We start from the raw sequence: 18,514 nt of genomic DNA, 5'->3' as shown, positions 1-18,514 counted from the left end.
TCAAAAAGGGGTGTAAAGTCTGTTCTTCCGAGGATGGCACGATTTGGCACAAAGATTGAAGAAGGGGCTCCCGCCCTCGTGCAGCTCCCCCCTCTCTCTCCAGGAGAGAAGACCTCCCTCACCCTAACCCTCTCCCGGAGGAAGAGGGTATTTTGGGCGGGGAGGGGATCGGTTCCGTGATGGCTAGGCGAGCTGGGAGAGGTACCACTCGTAGGTGCTCTTCAGCCCCTCCTCCAGTTCCACCTGGTGGCGCCAGCCGAGCTCGTGGATGCGCGAGACGTCGCAGAGCTTTCGGGGGGTGCCGTCCGGCTTGGATGCGTCGAAGCGGATATCGCCCCGGTAGCCGACCACCTCGCCGATCTTCAGCGCCAGCTCCTTGATGGTCAACTCGACGCCGGAGCCGATGTTGACCGGCTCGTTCCCCTCGTAGTTCTGCATGAGGAAGACCGAGGCCCGGGCGACGTCGTCCACGTGGACGAACTCGCGGTAGGGGGTGCCGCTCCCCCAGACCACCACCTCGGGCTCGCCGGCCACCTTCGCCTCGTGGAACTTCCGCAAAAGCGCGGGAAGGACGTGGGAGGTGGTCAGGTCGAAGTTGTCGTTGGGGCCGTAGAGGTTGGTCGGCATGGCGCTGATGAAGCGGGTGCCGTACTGCCGGTTGTAAGACTGGCACATCTTGATCCCGGCGATCTTGGCGATGGCGTACGGCTCGTTGGTCGGCTCCAGCGGCCCGGTCAGCAGGTACTCCTCCTTGATCGGCTGGGGCGCCATCTTCGGGTAGATGCAGGTGCTCCCCAAAAGGAGAAGCTTCCTTACCCCGTTCAGGTAGGCGCTGTGGACCACGTTGTTCTGGATCATCAGGTTGTCGTAGATGAAGTCGGCCGGGTAGCTGTTGTTGGCGACGATCCCTCCCACCTTGGCGGCGGCCACCAGCACGTAATCGGGGCGCTCGGCGGCGAAGAAGGCGGCGGTGGCGGCCTGATCGCGCAGGTCAAGCTCCTTGCTCGTCCTCACCACCAGGTTACCGTACCCCTGCCCCTCCAGTTCACGCACGATGGCGGAGCCTACCAGCCCCCGGTGCCCGGCAACGAAGATCTTTCCTCCCTTATCCATTGGCCCGCATCTCCCTTTCGGCAAGCGCCAGGTCGGCGTCGGTCATCATCTCCACCAGCCCCTGGAAGGTGGTTTTCGGCTCCCACTTGAGGAGCCGCTTGGCCTTGGCGGGATCGCCGAGCAGCAGGTCGACCTCGGCCGGACGGAAGTAGCGGGGATCGATCTCGATCACCACCTTGCCGGTCTTGATGTCGATCCCCTTCTCGTGCACCCCTTCACCCTGCCACTCGAGGTGCATCCCGAGGCGGCCGAAGACCAGCTCGGCGAACTCGCGGACACTGTGGGTCTCGCCGGTGGCGACCACGTAGTCGTCGGCGGTCTCCTGCTGGAGCATGAGCCACATCGCCTCGACGTAATCGCCGGCAAAGCCCCAGTCCCTCTTGGCGTCAAGGTTCCCGAGGTAGAGGCAATTCTGGAGCCCCAGTTTGATCCTGGCCGCCGCGCGGGTGATCTTCCTCGTCACGAAGGTCTCGCCGCGGCGGGGAGACTCGTGGTTGAAGAGGATCCCGTTGCAGGCGAAGAGGTCGTAGCTCTCCCGGTAGTTCAGCGTGATGTAGTAGGCGTAGGCCTTGGCGGCTGCGTACGGGGAGCGGGGATAGAAGGGGGTAGTTTCCTTCTGCGGAGTCTCCACCACCTTTCCGTACAGCTCCGAAGAGGAAGCCTGGTAGAAGCGGGGGGAAATGCCGGTTTCCCGGATACCCTCGAGGATCCTTACCGCGCCGAGGGCGTCGACCTCGCCGGTGTATTCGGGGACGTCGAAAGAGACCCTGACGTGGCTCTGGGCGCCGAGGTTGTAGATCTCGTCCGGGCGCACCTCGCGCAGGATGCGGTTGATGGAGCTTGCGTCGTTCAGGTCACCATAGTGGAGAAAGAGCTTGGTCCCCTCCTCGTGCGGGTCGCGGTAGATGTGGTCGATGCGTCCGGTGTTGAAGGAGGAGGAGCGGCGGATCATGCCGTGAACCTGGTATCCCTTGGAGAGAAGCAGTTCGGCGAGATAGGAGCCGTCCTGCCCGGTGATGCCGGTGATGAGTGCTTTTTTCATGGTGCCTCCGGTGGCGGTCGAAATTGGATCTAACGGCAAAGTATAGGTCGGCTAGGTCGGCTCGTAATTGGCAAGTATCTTGTCTATGATGCGGCTGGTGGAGCGTCCGTCGACGAACTGGACGAGTTCCACCCGTCCGCCGCCCGCCTCCACCACCTCGCGCCCCACCACTCCGTCAAGGGTGTAGTCGCCCCCCTTGACCAGGATGTCCGGGCGAAGCGCCTCGATGACGGTGAGCGGGGTGTCCTCGTCGAAGATCACCACGTAGTCGATGCAGTCCAGGGCGGCCAGGATGTGGGCCCGCTCCGACTGCTCGATGAGCGGGCGCTTCTCCCCTTTGAGGCGGCGGACCGAGGCGTCCGAGTTGAGCCCCACGACGAGGAGATCCCCCAGCGAGCGCGCCTTCTGCAGGTACTTGACGTGCCCCACGTGGAGAAGGTCGAAGCAGCCGTTGGTGAAGACCACTTTCTTCCCGCGCCCGCGCTCGGCGGTCACCAGGTGGGCCAGCACGTCGAGGTTCTTGATCTTGGTGTCGCTGTCCGTCTGGCCGTGACCGACCTCGGCGACGATCTCGGCCGGGGAGACGGTGGAGGTCCCGAGTTTGCCGACCGCGATGCCGGCCGCGACGTTGGCGACCCAGGAGGCGTCGCCCATGGAGAGGCCGCAGGCGAGCCCCAGCGAGAGGACCGAGATGACGGTGTCGCCGGCGCCGGTCACGTCGAAGACCTCGCGGGCGACGGTCGGGATGTGGACCGCTTCACCCTTGGCCGGGAAGAGCGACATCCCCGCCTCGCTGCGGGTGATCAGGAGCGCGTCGAGCTCCAGCTTCCCAAGGAGAACATCGGCTGCCTGTTCCAGGGTTCCCTGGTCGGTGATGGCGATGCCGGAGGCGATCTCGGCTTCCTTGCGGTTGGGGGTGAGGAGGGTCGCGCCGGTGTATTTCTGGTAGTCGCTCCCCTTGGGGTCGACCACCACCGGGATACCGAGCGTCCGGCCGGCCTGGCAGATCACCGAGAGGACCGCCGGGGTGAGCACCCCTTTCAGGTAGTCGGAGACCACGATGACGTCGAAGTTGGAGCAGCAGGAGAGGAGGTAGCCGGTCATGAGCGACTCGGCCTCCGGCCCCACCGCAGACTTGGTCTCGCGGTCGATGCGGACGATCTGCTGATGGGCGGCGATGACGCGGGTCTTCTTGCTGGTCTTTCTGGCGGGGTCTTCGAAGAGCCCCTCCAGCCCGATGTTCTTCTCCTCGAAGGCGCGGCGCAAAAGCGCCCCGTTTTCGTCGGCGCCGATCACCGAGCAGACCGATACGCTGCACCCGAGCGCGGCGAGGTTGTTAACCACGTTACCGGCGCCGCCAAGGCGAAGGTCCTCGCGGGTCACCTCCACCACCTGGACCGGGGCCTCGGGCGAGATCCGTTCCGCCTTCCCCCAGAGGTACTCGTCCAGCATCAGGTCGCCGATCACCAGCGCCCGTACCGAAGAAGCTTTGTCTAAAAAGGATTCGACTTCTCTTCTATCCATGAAAAAACCTCGAAAACAAGTACTTTACCCTCGCCCCTTCAGGGGAGAGGGTGGCCGGAGGCCGGGTGAGGGTGCTTTTTGTCGGCCGGACAACCTCCCTCACCCCTGCCCCTCTCCCCTAAAGGGGCGAGGGGATATGGACTTCGCACGCAACGTGACATTGTAACAGATCGCTGTGCCAACACTAACAACGTCTGTTACTTTTTTACTCTATCGAGAATCCCTGCGGCTAAAAGCGGAATCAGTATTTCGTGGTGGCCGGTGACAGTGTAGCCGCGGCTTTCTCCGGAGGTCGGACGCTTGACCACATTGGTGAGCGGCCGGTAGTGCTGCTGCATGTCGAAGTTGGCGGTGGTGAAGTGATCAACATGGTGCCCCAGGTTCTGCGCGATGGAGAGCGCCTTCAGGAATACCTCGGGAAGGAGCACGGCGCTCCCGATGTTCAGATACACGCCACCTTCGCCGAGCTCGGAGACGACCGAGGTGAAGATCCTGAAGTCGGTGTAGCTCGCCTCCCCGATGACGGCGCCGTCGGCGCTCGGGTGCTGATGGGTGATGTCGGTCCCGATCGCCACGTGGACGGTGACCGGGATCCCGTTCTTCACGCAGGTGGCCATCAGGCTCTGCTCGCGGTAGGGGAGCTCCCGCTCAAGGATCATCCTCCCGAGAGACTCGCCGTAGCCAAGCCCTTTCTCTACGCCGGCCTTGAGGGCTTCGTTGATCTCTTTCCCGGTCTCCTCGGCCATCCCGAAGTTCCCTGCATGGAGCACCGCCCCGACGTCCTCGCTGGTGGCACCGATCAGGGCGATCTCGAAGTCATGGATGGAGCCGGAGCCGTTCAGGGCCACCGCGGTCACCACGTCCGCCTCGATGAGCGCCTTCAGGACCGGCTGGAGCCCGCACTTGATGACGTGGCCACCCATGGCCATCACCACCGGCTTTCCCTTCTCGCGGGCAGCCACCACCGAGTCGATCACCTTGTTGAGCGACTGCGCGCCCAGCTGGTTCGGCATGGCGGCCAGGAGGTCGGAGACGGTCATCCCCCCCCGCACTTCCCCGGCGAAGTCATCCTGCACGTTCACCTTGTTGTTGCGGGTCGCGATCGGGTAGGTGGTGACCCCGGAAAAATCTAGCGGTGCGTATTTCATAAGTCAAATCCTTTCCTTATCAGCTGGACGATTAGGGATTACAACCCCATCCTCACCCTGTCCCACCCCTTGAAGGGGAGGAGTTATCCCCTCGCCCCTTTAGGGGAGAGGGTGGCCGAAGGCCGGGTGAGGGTGGTTTTCTCGGCCGAACAACCGCCCTCCCCCCTGTCCCCTTTTCGCAAATCACGCGTAGGTCGCGTTGAATGGCTTCACCGTGAAACGCGACGATCGATCTTGGCCACCGGCTGAAGATGTCGCGTTTCGTTCCTCAACGCGACCTACGACTCTCACCCTGTCCCCCCCCTGAAGGGGAGGAGTTATCCCCTCGCCCCTTTAGGGGAGAGGGTGGCCGAAGGCCGGGTGAGGGTGGTTTTTCTCGGCCGAACAAACTCCCTCACCCCTGCCCCTCTCCCCTAAAGGGGCGAGGGAATAGAGGAGCGGCTAGAGTCCCTCGTACGCCTTGTAGAGGTACTGCAGATACGCCTGGGTGTCCTTCAGGGAGTCGGCGTCCTGGGCGGCGCTCCGCCCCGGGTTGGTCCGCAGGATGACCTTCTTCGCCACGTGGTCGTAGACGGTCGTCTGCTCGGCGGTCCTCAGCGCGAAACCGGTGTGGAAGTTGTAATAGGCATAGTTCTGCCGGTTCTTGTTGAAGAGGTTGTTGCTCCAGCGGAACTGCTCGTACGGGAGCCCGAGCTGGGCCAAGAGCGTCGCCGCGATGTCCGACTGCGAGGCGGTCTTGGTGAAGCGGGTCCCGCGGTACTCCTTCTTCAGCACCTCCCCGTAGAGAAGGAGCGGGATCCGGTAACGCCCCGGCTCGTAGTTGTTCCGGTTGAGCGGCAGCGGATGCCCGTGGTCGGCCACGAACACGAAGAGGGTGTTGGCGTACCACGGCTCCTTCCTGGCCCGCTCGAAGAAGGCCCTGAGGCTCTGGTCCGAGTAATGGACGGCGTTCTTGAACTTCACCGCCTCGGTGTTGCCGGGGTAAACCGGCGCCATCGGGACCTCGAACGGCTCGTGGCTGCTCAGGGTGAAGAGCGCGCTGAAGAAGGGGGTCCTTTCGGTCTTCAAGTCGTCGATCACCCGGTTGAAGAGCACGCCGTCCTGCGCCCCCCACTTGGAATCCATGTCCTTCTTGTCGAAGGACTCCCTATCGACGATCTTCTCGAACCCGGAGTGGTGCAAGAGGGCGATCATGTCGTCGAAGCGGTCGTCACCGCCGTAATGGAACTGGGTCGCGTACCCCGCCTGCTTGAGGGAGCCCCCCAGGGTGGGAAGCCGCTCCATCTTCATCGGGTGGGAGAGGATGGTCCCGTCCGGGTTGGAGGGATACCCCTGCAACACGGCGGGGAAACCGAAGGAGCTCCGGTAACCGTTGGCGTAGAAGTCGGTGCAGAGAAGCCCGCCGGCGGCCAGCTCGTCGAAGAAGGGAGCGATCCCCTTCTCGGCCCCGAGCGCACCGATCAGGTCGGCGGTCCAGCTCTCCATGATGAACAGCACGATGTTCGGGCGCTTGGTGGTCAGCACCTCCTCGGTGTCGTTGGGGACTCCTTTGCCGAACAGGCGGTCCACCCGCTGCTGCGCCTCGGCGTCCGCGAGGTAGACGTAGTTGTTCCCCTTCTTCTTCAGGTAGTACTTGATGTCGTAGATGAGGTTCCAGCTGGCGTTCAGGGCCGCGTGGTTCGCGAAGGTGTTGCTCGAGAAGTAGACGAAGCTGGGGTTCATGGCCGCCACCCCGACGCTTCCGCGGATCCCCAGGAAGATTACCCCGGCAAAGAGGACGAAGAGGGGAAGCCGCACGAGCGACCGCTGCGGGGTCCGGTGGATGGGAAGCCCGGTGCAGAAGAGCCGGTACAAAAAGCCCCCGCACCACCCGAGGATCACCGCCGCCACAACGAGCAGGAAAACGGGCGACGACGCCGCGGAGGCGTAAGCCTCGCGGGGATGCTGGAGGTAGACGAGCGCCTGTGCGTTGAGTTTGGTCCCCCAGGACTGGTAGATCTGCAGGTCGGAGATGGTCACCACCGCCACCACGGCGCTCATCAGGTAGCTGTACCACTTGATGAATTTAGCCGCCCCCCGGAAGGGGAAGAGGGAGTTGGCGAACCAGGTGAGGTACGGAATGATGGAGAGGTAACCGGCGGCGGAGAGGTCCGCGTAGGCGCCGTAGGCGAGCGTGCCGGCCAGGGTCGAGGCACCGAGGCCGGCGGCCTTTGCTTCATGGTAGCCGAGGAAGGCCAGTCGGCAGATGAGGAAGTAGGTGAGCCAGAAAAGGAGGTACCTGAAAACGAAAGAAGGGAAATCCTTGACCGGCCCGGATTTCCCGGTTGCTGCCACTTTTGTACTGACGTGCGACATCTTGCTCCTTACCTAACCGGATTAGCCACTATTTCCTACTCGGCCAACGCTCCCTCCCCTTTCAAGGGGAGGGTCGGGGTGAGGATGGGGGAAGGAGCTGGTAAAGGCACCCCATCCTCATCCTGTCCTTCTCCTTGAAGGAGAAGGTACCTATTTGCTGCTAACACTGTTCAAATACACCTGAGTTTGCTTACTTCCCGTAGTACTCGCGGTACCACTTGACGAACTTGCCGACCCCCTCCTCGATGGAGGTGGACGGCTTGAAACCGACATCCCTCATGAGATCGTCGACATCGGCGTAGGTGGCCGGAACGTCCCCCGGCTGGATGGGGAGGAGGTTCTTCTGGGCCGTCTTGCCGAGGGCATTCTCGAGCACCTCGATGAAGCGCATGAGCTCCACCGGGGAGTTGTTGCCGATGTTGTAGATCCGGTAGGGGGCGTAGCTGGTCCCGGGGTCCGGGCTCTTCCCGCTCCAGGCCGGGTTGCCGGCCGGGATCCGTTCCATCACCCGCATCACCCCTTCGACGATGTCGTCGACGTAGGTGAAGTCGCGCTGCATCTTGCCGTTGTTGAAGACGTCGATGCTCTTTCCCTCCAGGATGGCCTTGGTGAAGAGGAAGAGCGCCATGTCGGGGCGGCCCCACGGTCCGTAGACGGTGAAGAACCTGAGACCGGTGGTCGGCAGCCCGTAGAGGCTCGAGTAGGTGTGGGCCATCAGCTCGTTGGCCTTCTTGGTGGCGGCGTAGAGCGAGACGGGATGGTCCACGTTGTGGTGCACCGAGAACGGCATCTCGGTGTTGGCGCCGTAGACCGAGCTGGAGGAGGCGTAGACCAGGTGCTTCACCTTGTTGTGACGGCACCCCTCCAGGATGTTGATGAAGCCGGTGATGTTACTCTCGGTGTAGGCGTGAGGGTTCACCAGCGAGTAGCGGACGCCGGCCTGGGCGGCGAGGTTCACCACCGTCTGGAACTGCTCCTTCGCGAAGAGATCCGCCATCGCCTCGCGGTCGGCGAGATCCATCTTCACGAAACGGAAGCCGGGAAGCGGGGTGAGCTGGGAGAGCCGCGCCTCCTTGAGCCTCACGTCATAGTAGTCGTTGATGTTGTCGAGGCCGACGACCTCCACACCCCGGCCCAGAAGCCGCTTCGACAGGTGAAATCCGATGAAACCGGCGGCGCCTGTTACCAGAACCTTTCCCATAGAACCCCCTCGTCAATAAAATAAGATCGAAACGTACCGACAAACGATAGCACAGCGAGAGTTTTTCCGCCTACTTTTTAAGACCGGCAATCACCTCGACAATCCGCGGGGCGGCCATGCCGTCCCCGTAGGGATTGTGGGCGAGGCTCATGGCGCGCCAGGCCTCCTCGTCATCCAGCAGAAGCGACGTCTCGGCCACGATCCGCTCGCGGTCGGTGCCGACCAGCTTCACGGTCCCCGCCTCCACCGCCTCCGGCCGCTCGGTGGTCTGCCGCATCACCAGCACCGGTTTCCCCAAAGACGGCGCCTCCTCCTGCACGCCACCGGAATCGGTGATGATCAGGTGGGCCCGGTTCATGAGGTAGACGAAGGGGAGGTAATCGACCGGCTCGATGAGATGGACGTTGGCAAGGGTGCCGCCGCCCAGGATGCGCCGCACCGGTTCCTGGACGTTCGGGTTGAGATGCACCGGGTAGAGGATCTCCACGTCCGGGTGGGTGGTGGCGAGCTCGGCCAGCGCCCGGCAGATCTCCTCGAAACCGGCGCCGAAGTTCTCCCGGCGATGCCCGGTGACCAGGACGAGCCTCTTTTCCGGGTCGAGGAAGCCGAAGGTCTCCTCGAATTCCCGGTTAAGGAGGGGATCGTTCTCGATCTTGTGGGAGACCGACAGGAGCGCATCGACCACCGTGTTGCCGGTCACGTAGATCGAGCTCTCGGCGATCCCTTCCCGCAGGAGGTTTCGGCGCGACGTCTCGGTAGGGGCGAAATGCAGATCCGCCACCGCCCCGGTCACCCGGCGGTTGATCTCCTCGGGGAAGGGGGCGAACTTGTCCTGGGTCCTAAGCCCGGCCTCCACGTGACCTACCGGGGTGCGGAAGTAGAAGGAGGCGATGGAGGCGGCCATGGTGGTGGAGGTGTCGCCGTGCACGAGGACCAGGTCGGGGCGCTCCTTCTCGAGCACCGGCTTCAACCCCTGGAGGACCCGGCAGGTGACGTCGAAGAGGTCCTGGCCCGGCTTCATGATGTCCAGGTCGTAGTCCGGCCTGATGTCGAAAAGCGAGAGCACCTGGTCGAGCATCTGGCGGTGCTGCGCGGTCACGCAGACCACGCTCCGGATGGTTTCGGGGTGCTTTTCCAACTCCTTGACGACGGGGGCCATCTTGATGGCCTCCGGGCGGGTGCCGAAGACGGAGAGAACGGTAATCATGACTGGCGCGCCCTCACCACGTACTGAAAGACCAGCGATTCCTTGATGCGGTTGAACATCATCACGTTCAACAGCTTGATGTTCCATCCGCCGTCAATCTTGCGGGAGATCGCCTCGACGGACATGCCGTTACCGGTGAAGAGCTCCTCGACCCCCGGCAGGGTGAAGAAACGGAGATGGGTCCGGTCGAGAATGCCGGCATTGCCGTAGCGCCACTGTCCTTTCATCAATCCCCGCACTATGCGGTGGAAGCCGACGTTCGGGAGACTCGCCACGATGCAGCCGCCCGGTGCCAGCAAGGCCTTGAGCTTGCCGACCATAGCCCACGGATCGACCAGGTGCTCGAGGACGTCAGCGCAGATGATGCAGTCGAACTGGCCGGGCCGAAAGGGGAGCTCCACCTGCTCGATGTTTCCCTCAACCACCTCGTCCAGCACCGTGCGGGCCTGGGTGGCGGCGTCGTGGAAGATCTCGATGCCGCAGACTTCCTGGACCCCGGTCTGCTTGAGGTGGGCACCCAGGGCTCCAGAGCCGCATCCGACGTCCAAGACCGAACGGCAGCCCGCCGGGATCATCTCCAGGATCTCCGGCCGCAGAAGCCCGTAGTAATCGTCCCTCATACACCCTCCGTCAGATCGACACGGCAGCCGGCGAGCTTCCGCTTGAGTGATTTCAACTGGTAATCGAAGCGAAGCCGCTTCAGGACCCCCCGCGGCCGCAGGAGCTCCGCCTTCTTGAGACGGTTTTCCACCCGGTAGAGGGTCGTTTGGTCCCCTCCCGCCGCCAGCCGCTGTAGAGCCTGCGCGATCAGCTCGAGGTGGCGGTCCCGCGGATGGGTGGTGCGGTAGCGCCGGATGCCGAACTTCCTCTCCAACAGCTTCCGGTTGGCCTTGAGAAGCTTCTTGGTGGTGTCCGGCATGGCGCTGAACGAACCGCTCCCTCGGTGGTAGATGAAGACGTTTTCGTTGAGGAGCAGGGAGAACCCCGCCCGGCGGACCCGCAGGCAGTAGTCGTCGTCCTCGTAGAAGCCGAGTCCGTAGGCCTCATCCAGCACCCCTACCCGCTCCACCACGTCACGCCGGGTGGCCACGCAGAAAAAGCAGAGTCTCTCCATGGGAACGGATTCGCTTCGTCCCGCCCCAACCCAAAGCGCGCCCTGGCCGAGGATCTCCCTGGGGGGAGCGCTCTCGACCCACACTTCCTGCTCGTTGCCGGTGGCGTTGGACACCGGGCCGACGAGCCCTACGGAGGGGTCCTCACGTAGCGGCCTGAGAAGCTCGGTCAGCCACCCCCGGCCCACCTGGGTGTCGTTGTTCAAAAGCACCAGGAACTCCCCGGTGGCCAGCTTCAGTCCGTCGTTGTTCCCGCCGGCGAACCCGCGGTTCTCGCGGTTGAGGATCGGCTTGAGGCGCGGCTCGCGGCCGGCCAGCTCCCGAAGGTAGGCAGGGGTGCCGTCCGAGGAGTTGTTGTCGACCACGATCACCTCGTAGTCGGGATAATCGGTGGAGGCGAAGACGCTCTCCAGGCACGGCGCGGTGGTCTCGGAGAGCGAGTTGTAACTCACCAGGATGATGCTGGCCCGCCCCGGAATCAGCGTCGTTTCAGCCACAGAGTTCTCCATGTGCGCCTTTTCTTGGGGACCAGATCGAGCTCCCGGTCCCAGTTCGATTGACGTATCACGCCGAGGTAGTCTTCCGCCAATACCGCCTCGGTCACTCCCAGGGCAACACTCTCCTCGTACTGCTCCTTGTAGTGGAACACCTTGAAAAGAGGTTCGATCGGAACGAGGCGGATGGGGGCATAGGCGAGGATCGCCTCGCCGTACCAGAGCATCTCGCCGGGGGACAGCCCGATCAGGTCGGCGAAACTGAGGTTCCGGGGTTCGGCGTAGTTATTCGCAAGCGACTCCCAGACCGCCGCCGAGCAGATGGTCGGGATCGGGCCGTAGTTGTAGTGGCGCCCCGGGCGATTGAAGAAGCTCTGGGCCTTCACCCGGTCCTTCACGTAGTGCTCCCTGATCTTCTTCATTCCCTTGCGGGCGGCGAATTCCAGGAGATCCTTCCCCTCGTGCATAACGGTGTACGGGGTGTCGGGGTCCAGCATGAAGTCGGCGATCCCGAAGTCACGGATAAAGTAGCAATCGGAGTCGAGCATCAGGTAGTTCTTGCAGAGCTTGAGCCGCCAGAACTCGGACTTGACGATCTGCTGCATCAGCCCCCCCGAAAGCTCCTCCATGAGCTTCACGGAGTGGCGCGGGTTGGCCGAGAGGATCTCCTCGTCTGCGATGAGCGTGACGGAAAGCCCCTCCAGCTTCTCCCTGAAGAGCGGCAGGTCGGCCTCAGGCGCCGAGATGTAGAAGGTGAGCCCCTCCCGGTTGAAGCGCGCCACGCTCTCGGCCAGCACGCGGGCGCGGAGGACGTCGTTTCGGTAGGACTTGCAGTAAAGGACGAAGGTATCCATCGCCGCTACCTCCCGATGACGCTTTCGCCGAGCGCCACGATCCTGTCCACCGCATCCTCCACCGTGAAGGCGTAGGCCTCCTCGCGGTCGGGAAGCTCGTTACGCTGCCAGCGGGCCACCGTCTCGGCGAGCGCCGCCGTCACCCCGTCCACGTCCTTGGCGTTCACCGCCTGCAGCCCCCGCTCGGCGAAGATCCGCTCCAGCTGCGGATTGCGCCAAACCAGGCCGAGGATCGGCCGCTTGGTCCAGAGGTACTCGAAGAATTTGGAGGGGATGTACTCCTCGCAAAACGGGTCGCTGCCGTGGAGAAGGAGGAGCAGGTCCGAGCGCCGCATCGCCTCCAGCACCTGCTGGCGGCCGCTCTTGCCGGTGACCGGGTCGGCCTCCAACCGGCCGTGCTCGACGATGACGCCGGGGAGCGGGAAGCGCTCCAGCGCCTTCCTGGAGATGGGATCGAGCCGGGAGCCGAATACGTCGATCTGGATCAAGTCGCGGTACTCGGGCCGGCGCTCGAACAGCTTGTGGAGCGCCTCGATCACGACCGCCATGTTGCGGGTCTCGGCCAGCGAGCCGAAATGGCCGATGTGGAGCTTCTCCCTTTTGGCGTACACGGTATCGCCGAAGTCCGGCTGCCCCACGCCGGGAATGATCATCACCCCCCGCTCGCCTAACTCAGGGTTACGCTCCTTGGCGCGGGCAAGCGCCCCCTCGGTGAACCACCAGGCCGCCGAGACATGCCGGCTGATGAGCCTCTCCAGCCAGGCGGCCCAGCGGTAGGCCATGCGGGAGCCGCGCCAGTCCCCGTGGATCATCGGGTCGTGGAGCTCCGCGATCCAGGGAATCCCGAACTTCCTGGCCAGGAGGTAACCGGCCAGGTGGGCCGAATTGGCGCCGCCGGTGGAATAGATCAGCTCCGGACGATGGGTCTTCAAAAGCTCGGCACCCTTGACGTAGGCCATCACGAACCAGGACCACTGGCTCTCGAGCTGGATGAAGGCCCGCTCCAGGATGAAGAAGGGGAGAATGCCGACGGCGACCAGCGACTTCACCACCTTGTAGGCCACCTGGTTCTTGAAGTGCTTCTTCAGGATGTGGCGCAGGTCGAACTTGAGCCCCGCCGGGGAGATGGCGGGGACCTGGTGATGCTCGACCACCTGGTCGCGCACGCCGGTCTGGGCGCTCACCACCACCGGGGTGATCCCGTGCCTGATCAGGAAGGGGATCTTGTCGGTGATGGTCAGACTGGCCGCCCTGCCGTCCATGTTGAAGGCGTGGGAAATCACCAGCCACGTGCGGCCGGTCGTTTTGTCTTTGCTGCTATCGGTCAAGAGTTACTCCTCGGGGGAAATGTTCGGGGCCGCGCCATCGGCAAATAACGGTTCCAGCAGCCGTACCGCCTCCAGCACCTCGTCGACGGTGACCGCGATCAGGCAGGGACTCTCCTTTTGCCCCGTGTCGTCGCAACCCGCCAGCCCGCACGGCACGCACGGCATATCCTTCTGCATCACGATGCAGTGGCCGCTCCCGGGCTCGGCCGGGGTCCCCCACCGCTGGTCGATCCCTCCCCGGTTGTCCCAGGGGAACCAGCGCTTGGTGAAGGTGGGGCCGTAGAGGGCGACCATGGGGACTCCGACGCTGGCCGCCAGGTGGCTGATAGCGGTGTCGAGCCCGAGGTAGAGCGAGGCCCGGGACAGGAGGAAGGTCAGCTGGCTTAAGTTGAGCTCCCCCTCGACGAGCATCGGCTTGGTCTTGCAGAGGGCGGCCAGGCGGACGAGCTCCTCCTTCTCGGCCGGACTCGGCGAGCAGCTCCAGACCGGGGTGAGGCCGTAGCGCTCGTGGACCGCATCGGAAAGCTCGGCAAAGCGCTCGGAGCGCCAGTACTTGTAGATCCAGCGTGCGAACGGATGCACCACGAAGAAACGCCCCGAGATCCCGCGCTCACCGAGAAGCTGGAGCACCTTGGCCTCGTCCTCGGCGCTCCAGCAGACCTTGACCTCCAGGCGGCTGGCCGCAATGCCCAGGGTCTCGGCGATGAGGGCACAGGTGCGCGCCGTGTGCGTCTCGGTCGGCAAAAGGAGCGCCCGTTCCAAAAGGAGCTTCTTCCAGAAGTCCTTGCCGGGGGCGTTGCCGTCATAGAAGCCGACCCGCATCCGTTTCCCCGCCAAGAGCACCGCCAGGTTCCCCCGGTCGGAGGCGTTCAGGTTGATGGCGAGGTCGTAACGGCGGAAGATCGTCCCGAGGTACCCGCCGCCGCGCTTTCCCTTCTCGCGGTAGAGCACCTTCCGGACCCGCGGGTCCCGCTCCAGGTACTCGCCGGTGCCGCGGTCCACCAGCAGGTCGATGGCGGCGTCGGGATAGGCTTCGTGCAAAAGCCCGATGAGCGGCGTGGTGAGGATCACGTCGCCGATCAGGCGGATGTTCACGATCAGTATGCTCTTGGGGGCCGGGGTCATCATGCGAGAAGCTCACGGGCGTGGGAGAGGACGTCCTCCTCCCTCAGCTCCCGGATGGAAAAGTCGTTCTTGTCCAGGCTCTCCTCCCGGACTACCGAGCTCGATTTCATGATCCGGCATTTGGCCCCGGGGTAGATCCGGTGGGCCGGGGTCGGTCCGAAGAGCACCACGCAGGGGACGTTGTTGGCCCAGGCGATGTGGGTCGGTCCGGTATCCCCGCCGATCACCAGGTCGGCCTGGCTGATGGCGGCCTTCAACTGGTTGATGGTGAGCTTCGGCAAGATGGAGACGTTCGGGGAGCGCTCGGCCAGCCAGCAGGCGGTCTCGTACTCCGTTTTACTCCCGTGGCAGACCAGCACGTTCTCCCCCAGCCGCTCCGCTACCACCGCGAACTTCTCCTTCGGGTAGTTGCGCGATTCCCAGGTGGAGCCGACCACCAGGATCACGTTCTTCTTCTCCTTTACGAAGAACTTCCGGGAGGCGTCCAGGTCCTCCTCGCCGTAGAAGAGAAAGGGCTCCTTCTCCGTCAATTCCCGCTCGTCGAAGATGATGTCGAGGGCCGAGGCGGCCAGCTTGGTGTAGCGAAGGACCGTGTTCATCTCCAGCGGGAGCGAAAAGGTCCGGTCGTAGCAGAAGGTCGCCAACGGCTCCTTGGCGACGTCGCGGGCGAAGCCGGCAGTCTTCTTGCCGATTCGGCGGGCGATCAGGGCCGACTTCAGCATCCCGTGGAGGTCGATCACCATGTCGAAAGGTCCACTGTCGGCGATCTGCCGGTATTCGCCCTTCAGCTTCTCCCACGAGAAGGAACGCTTGAGCCCCTTCAGCTCCACCTTCACCACCCGGTCGAGATCCTTCTGGTGGTCGAGGATGTCGGCGAACTTGCTGTCGGCGAACCAGGTGATGGAGGAGCCGGGAAGATGGCGCCGGATCACCTGGAGGCAGGCCATGCAGAAGATGATGTCTCCCAGCGAGGAGAGTCGAACAATGGCGATTCTCACCTCTCCCCCCCTTTCCCCTGGCCGCTTCGTCCGGCGCGGTTGAGCTCCCTGAGTTTCACGTACTTGGCGAAGGTGCTGGTGGCATTGGCCACCGAGACCACCAGCCCTTCCGCGCCATCGAGGAAGCCGAGCCTGACGAGGTAGGTCTTCACGAAGGCGGCGGTCGGCCGCACGGTCAGGTCGTACCAGGACGCCACCTTGCCCCGTTCGGCGAGCTGGCGGGCGGAGAGGTCCGTGTAGCGGTTCATCTTGACCATGAGGTCGGCCAGCCCGACGAAGGAGTAGTGCAAGAGGTGCCCGTTGAGGCGCCCGATGGGGCCATCTACCGCCACCGACTCGTGGACCATCTGCTCGCCGAAACGGGCCCTTTTCCGGTCGAAGAGGCGGGTGGTGCGGTCGGGATACCAGCCGCAGTGGCGGATCTCCTTGTCTCCCAGGAAGGTCCGCCGCGGCACCTGGTAGGCAGCGGCCAGCTCGGCCCCGGAGCCAAGGAGCTCCTCGATCTCGCGGCGCAGCTCGGCGGTCACCCGCTCGTCGCAGTCGACGTTCAAGACCCAGTCGTGGCCGGCAAGCTCCACCGCCGCCTGCTTCTGCGGTCCGAAGCCTCTCCACGGGATGTCGAAGACCCGGTCGGTATAGCGGCGGGCGATCTCCCTGGTCGCATCGCTGCTCCCGGAATCGACCACCACGATCTCGTCGGCGAAGGAGAGGCTCTCCAGGCACTGCGCGATCCGGTTTTCCTCGTTGCAGGCGATCAGGATCGCAGTGAACGGGCGGCGCTCGCTCATCCCCGCCCCCCGTTGCCGCCGCCGACCAACAGTTCGCGCAGGTGCCCCGCACTGTGCTCACGCTGCAGGGCGATGCCGGCCTGGTGCGCCCGCTCGTGGTAGCCGGGGTAATCGGCAAGGATGGTGTCCACCGCGTTAAGGAGCTCTTCCGGCGCAGGCTTCGCGATTGCCACCCCCGCCTGGAAGCGCTCCACCACCCGCGCCATCCAGGTCCCGGCCAGCGTCACCACCGGAGCGCCCATGGAAAGGGCGTCGAGGGTCACCCCGCTGATGCGGTCGGCGAAATCGACCGGGTTGTACGGCTGCAGGCAGATCGCGCCGCGGAAGGTGTCGAAGTAGGCTCCCTGCGAAAGTGTCTCGGGGGTGAGCCGCAGGCTCGGATAGGCGAGGCCGGACAGGCGCTCGAGGTCGCCCTTGGTCTCGTCGTCGTACTTGTCGTAGTGGGCCGCCGAAGTCTGCATGGAGACCGGGAGATCCCTCCCCCGCGCGCGCAGCAGGGCGACCAGGTCCACCACCCGCCCGAACCCCTTGTCGGAGCGGGCCGCGCCGGCAAACAGGAGGTGCCGGAAGGGAGCGGGCTGCGGCGCCTCACCCTTGCGCGGAGTAATCGGGTACGGGACCACGTGGCAGTGGCGGAAGCCGCACCCGGCGAAGACGTCGACCACGCTCCTGGTGGGGCCCATGATCACCAGCTCCGGATGCTTCACGGCCATTTTCCGGAAGAAGGCGAGCTTCGCCTCGTCGGCGCGCACCCAGTGGAAAAAGAGGAAGAGCCGTCCGGGGGGAATCGGTCCGCGGGCCGCCTTATCGACCAGCGCGAGATCGACGCGGCCGGCGGTGGCGATGAAGACACGGCTCCCTGTCCCCAAAAGCCGCCGCAGCAGGAAGAACTCCTGCACCCTGCGGACCCGCCGGAAGAAATGACGGCGAACGGTGACCCCGGCGCTTTCGGAGAGCTCGGCGCCGCGACCGCCCCAGACGGTGATCTCCGCCGAGGCCCCGGGGGCGTCCACGACGCTCTCGAGGAAACTCCGGCAGTGACCGGCTTCGCTCGACAGGGTCGGTTCGATGATATGGAGCGCGTTCGTTTTGTCAGGCAAGCAGTCTCTCCACCGCGGCCAAGATCGCCTCCACCTTGATGCTGTCGCGGCACTGGGCATCCTTGTCGCAGCTGGTCCTGAAACAGCGGGTGCAGTGCATCGGTGACTGGATGACCACGTGGTTGGCCCCCCGGGGACCGCTCGACTTGCCGTCGCTCGCCCGGTAGAAGGAGACCGTCGGGGTCCCGACCGCGGCCGCGAGGTGCACGGGGCCGGTGTCGCCGCCGACCACCAGGTCGACCTTTTTCATCAGGGCGGTGAGCCCCTTCAGGGTGTAGCGGTCGAGCACCCGGGCGCCGGGTCCGATGCCGGCCGCGATCCGGGTGACCGCCTCCCGCTCGGTTTCGTTTCCCCAGGGAAAGAGGATGGTGGAATCGGGGAAGGAGGAAAGGACCTCCTGGCCGAGGGTGATCCAGCTCTTCTCGCTCCAGAACTTGGTCTGCCAGGTGGTGCCGTACTGGAAGAGGAAGACCAGCCCGTCCGATAAAGTCGCCAGGAGCACCTCGGCGCGGTCGTCGTCCTCGGCGGAGGTCTCGATGCTCGAGGTGAGGGTCATGCTCCGGAAGTCTTTGGCGAAGGGGACGCTGACCAGCCGCAGGTACTTTTCGGTGACGTGGTAGTCCTGTCTCCTGAGCGGAATGCGGCGGGTGGTGAAGAGGGCGTTGGCCGACTCCTGCAGGTCTACTTTTTCGAAGCCGATCCGGTCCGGGCAGCCGGTGCACCAGGTGATGATGCCGCTCTTGAGGTTCCCCTGGATGTCGAAGACCAGGTCGTAGTTCCGCTCCCGCAGGACCCCCTTCAGCGCACCGATCTCGCGCCAGGTCTCGCGGGCGAACGGCTTCTTGCGCCAGGCCTTGGTCCGCACCACGTGGAGCTGGTCCAAAAGGGGATTTCCTTCCAGGATTTCCTTGAACTGCTCCTCAACCACCCAGTCGATCTCGATTCCTGAACTGGCCTGCTTCAGGTAGTCGAGCACCGGCAGTGAGTTGATTATGTCCCCCAAGGCGGACGCCTTGACTATCAGTACGCGCATATGAATATCGAAACCTGTTCTAGGTTCTAGGTTCTAGGTTCTAGGTTCTAGGTTCTACGTTCTACGTTATTCATCACCCCCTCGCCCCTTCA

The 18,514-nt window shown here is 64.1% G+C and carries 16 protein-coding genes; all 16 read right to left on the bottom strand.

What is annotated here, in order from left to right:
* Positions 1-183: 183 nt before the first annotated feature.
* The gene (gene fcl / locus ACYVL5_RS06185; RefSeq protein ID WP_460594683.1) at positions 184-1,113 is read right to left on the bottom strand and encodes a GDP-L-fucose synthase family protein; all 930 of its coding nucleotides are present in this window, start codon (positions 1,111-1,113) and stop codon (positions 184-186) included.
* Positions 1,106-2,155 (bottom strand): GDP-mannose 4,6-dehydratase, encoded by a 1,050-nt coding sequence (gene gmd, locus ACYVL5_RS06180; protein WP_460594682.1) that lies wholly within the window; start codon positions 2,153-2,155, stop codon positions 1,106-1,108. Before gmd ends, fcl begins: the two co-directional genes overlap by 8 nt.
* A 51-nt stretch (positions 2,156-2,206) precedes the next feature.
* Complete coding sequence (hldE, locus tag ACYVL5_RS06175; protein ID WP_460594681.1) at positions 2,207-3,679, bottom strand: bifunctional HldE family protein; 1,473 nt, start codon at positions 3,677-3,679, stop codon at positions 2,207-2,209.
* A gap of 197 nt (positions 3,680-3,876) precedes the next feature.
* On the bottom strand, positions 3,877-4,827 hold the full coding sequence (locus ACYVL5_RS06170; RefSeq protein WP_460594680.1) for a GSU2086 family protein: 951 nt from the start codon (positions 4,825-4,827) through the stop codon (positions 3,877-3,879).
* Positions 4,828-5,268: 441 nt separating this feature from the next.
* A complete protein-coding gene (locus ACYVL5_RS06165; RefSeq protein WP_460594679.1) occupies positions 5,269-7,182 on the bottom strand; it encodes an LTA synthase family protein in 1,914 nt (637 codons plus the stop codon).
* 190 nt (positions 7,183-7,372) lie between these two features.
* Positions 7,373-8,383 (bottom strand): NAD-dependent epimerase, encoded by a 1,011-nt coding sequence (locus ACYVL5_RS06160; RefSeq protein ID WP_460594678.1) that lies wholly within the window; start codon positions 8,381-8,383, stop codon positions 7,373-7,375.
* Between the two features lie 70 nt (positions 8,384-8,453).
* Positions 8,454-9,590, bottom strand: coding sequence for a UDP-N-acetyl glucosamine 2-epimerase (gene wecB / locus ACYVL5_RS06155; protein WP_460594677.1), 1,137 nt, complete (start codon positions 9,588-9,590; stop codon positions 8,454-8,456).
* Positions 9,587-10,210: a class I SAM-dependent methyltransferase gene (locus ACYVL5_RS06150; RefSeq protein ID WP_460594676.1), complete on the bottom strand. Its 624-nt coding sequence runs from the start codon at positions 10,208-10,210 to the stop codon at positions 9,587-9,589. Before ACYVL5_RS06150 ends, wecB begins: the two co-directional genes overlap by 4 nt.
* The gene (locus ACYVL5_RS06145) at positions 10,207-11,199 is read right to left on the bottom strand and encodes a glycosyltransferase family 2 protein (protein ID WP_460594675.1); all 993 of its coding nucleotides are present in this window, start codon (positions 11,197-11,199) and stop codon (positions 10,207-10,209) included. Before ACYVL5_RS06145 ends, ACYVL5_RS06150 begins: the two co-directional genes overlap by 4 nt.
* The gene (locus tag ACYVL5_RS06140) at positions 11,181-12,050 is read right to left on the bottom strand and encodes a DUF6492 family protein (protein WP_460594674.1); all 870 of its coding nucleotides are present in this window, start codon (positions 12,048-12,050) and stop codon (positions 11,181-11,183) included. Before ACYVL5_RS06140 ends, ACYVL5_RS06145 begins: the two co-directional genes overlap by 19 nt.
* A gap of 5 nt (positions 12,051-12,055) precedes the next feature.
* Positions 12,056-13,378 (bottom strand): glycosyltransferase family protein, encoded by a 1,323-nt coding sequence (locus ACYVL5_RS06135; RefSeq protein ID WP_460594673.1) that lies wholly within the window; start codon positions 13,376-13,378, stop codon positions 12,056-12,058.
* A gap of 3 nt (positions 13,379-13,381) precedes the next feature.
* Positions 13,382-14,506: a glycosyltransferase family 9 protein gene (locus tag ACYVL5_RS06130; protein WP_460594672.1), complete on the bottom strand. Its 1,125-nt coding sequence runs from the start codon at positions 14,504-14,506 to the stop codon at positions 13,382-13,384.
* The gene (gene waaC, locus ACYVL5_RS06125; protein ID WP_460594671.1) at positions 14,503-15,501 is read right to left on the bottom strand and encodes a glycosyltransferase family 9 protein; all 999 of its coding nucleotides are present in this window, start codon (positions 15,499-15,501) and stop codon (positions 14,503-14,505) included. Before waaC (ACYVL5_RS06125) ends, ACYVL5_RS06130 begins: the two co-directional genes overlap by 4 nt.
* The gene (locus tag ACYVL5_RS06120) at positions 15,498-16,289 is read right to left on the bottom strand and encodes a glycosyltransferase family 2 protein (protein WP_460594670.1); all 792 of its coding nucleotides are present in this window, start codon (positions 16,287-16,289) and stop codon (positions 15,498-15,500) included. Before ACYVL5_RS06120 ends, waaC (ACYVL5_RS06125) begins: the two co-directional genes overlap by 4 nt.
* A complete protein-coding gene (locus ACYVL5_RS06115; RefSeq protein ID WP_460594669.1) occupies positions 16,286-17,389 on the bottom strand; it encodes a glycosyltransferase in 1,104 nt (367 codons plus the stop codon). Before ACYVL5_RS06115 ends, ACYVL5_RS06120 begins: the two co-directional genes overlap by 4 nt.
* Complete coding sequence (waaC, locus tag ACYVL5_RS06110) at positions 17,382-18,422, bottom strand: glycosyltransferase family 9 protein (RefSeq protein ID WP_460594668.1); 1,041 nt, start codon at positions 18,420-18,422, stop codon at positions 17,382-17,384. Before waaC (ACYVL5_RS06110) ends, ACYVL5_RS06115 begins: the two co-directional genes overlap by 8 nt.
* Positions 18,423-18,514: the final 92 nt, after the last annotated feature.

Source organism: Geomonas sp. Red276, from assembly GCF_054784495.1.
This window is presented reverse-complemented; position numbering and strand designations above follow the sequence as displayed.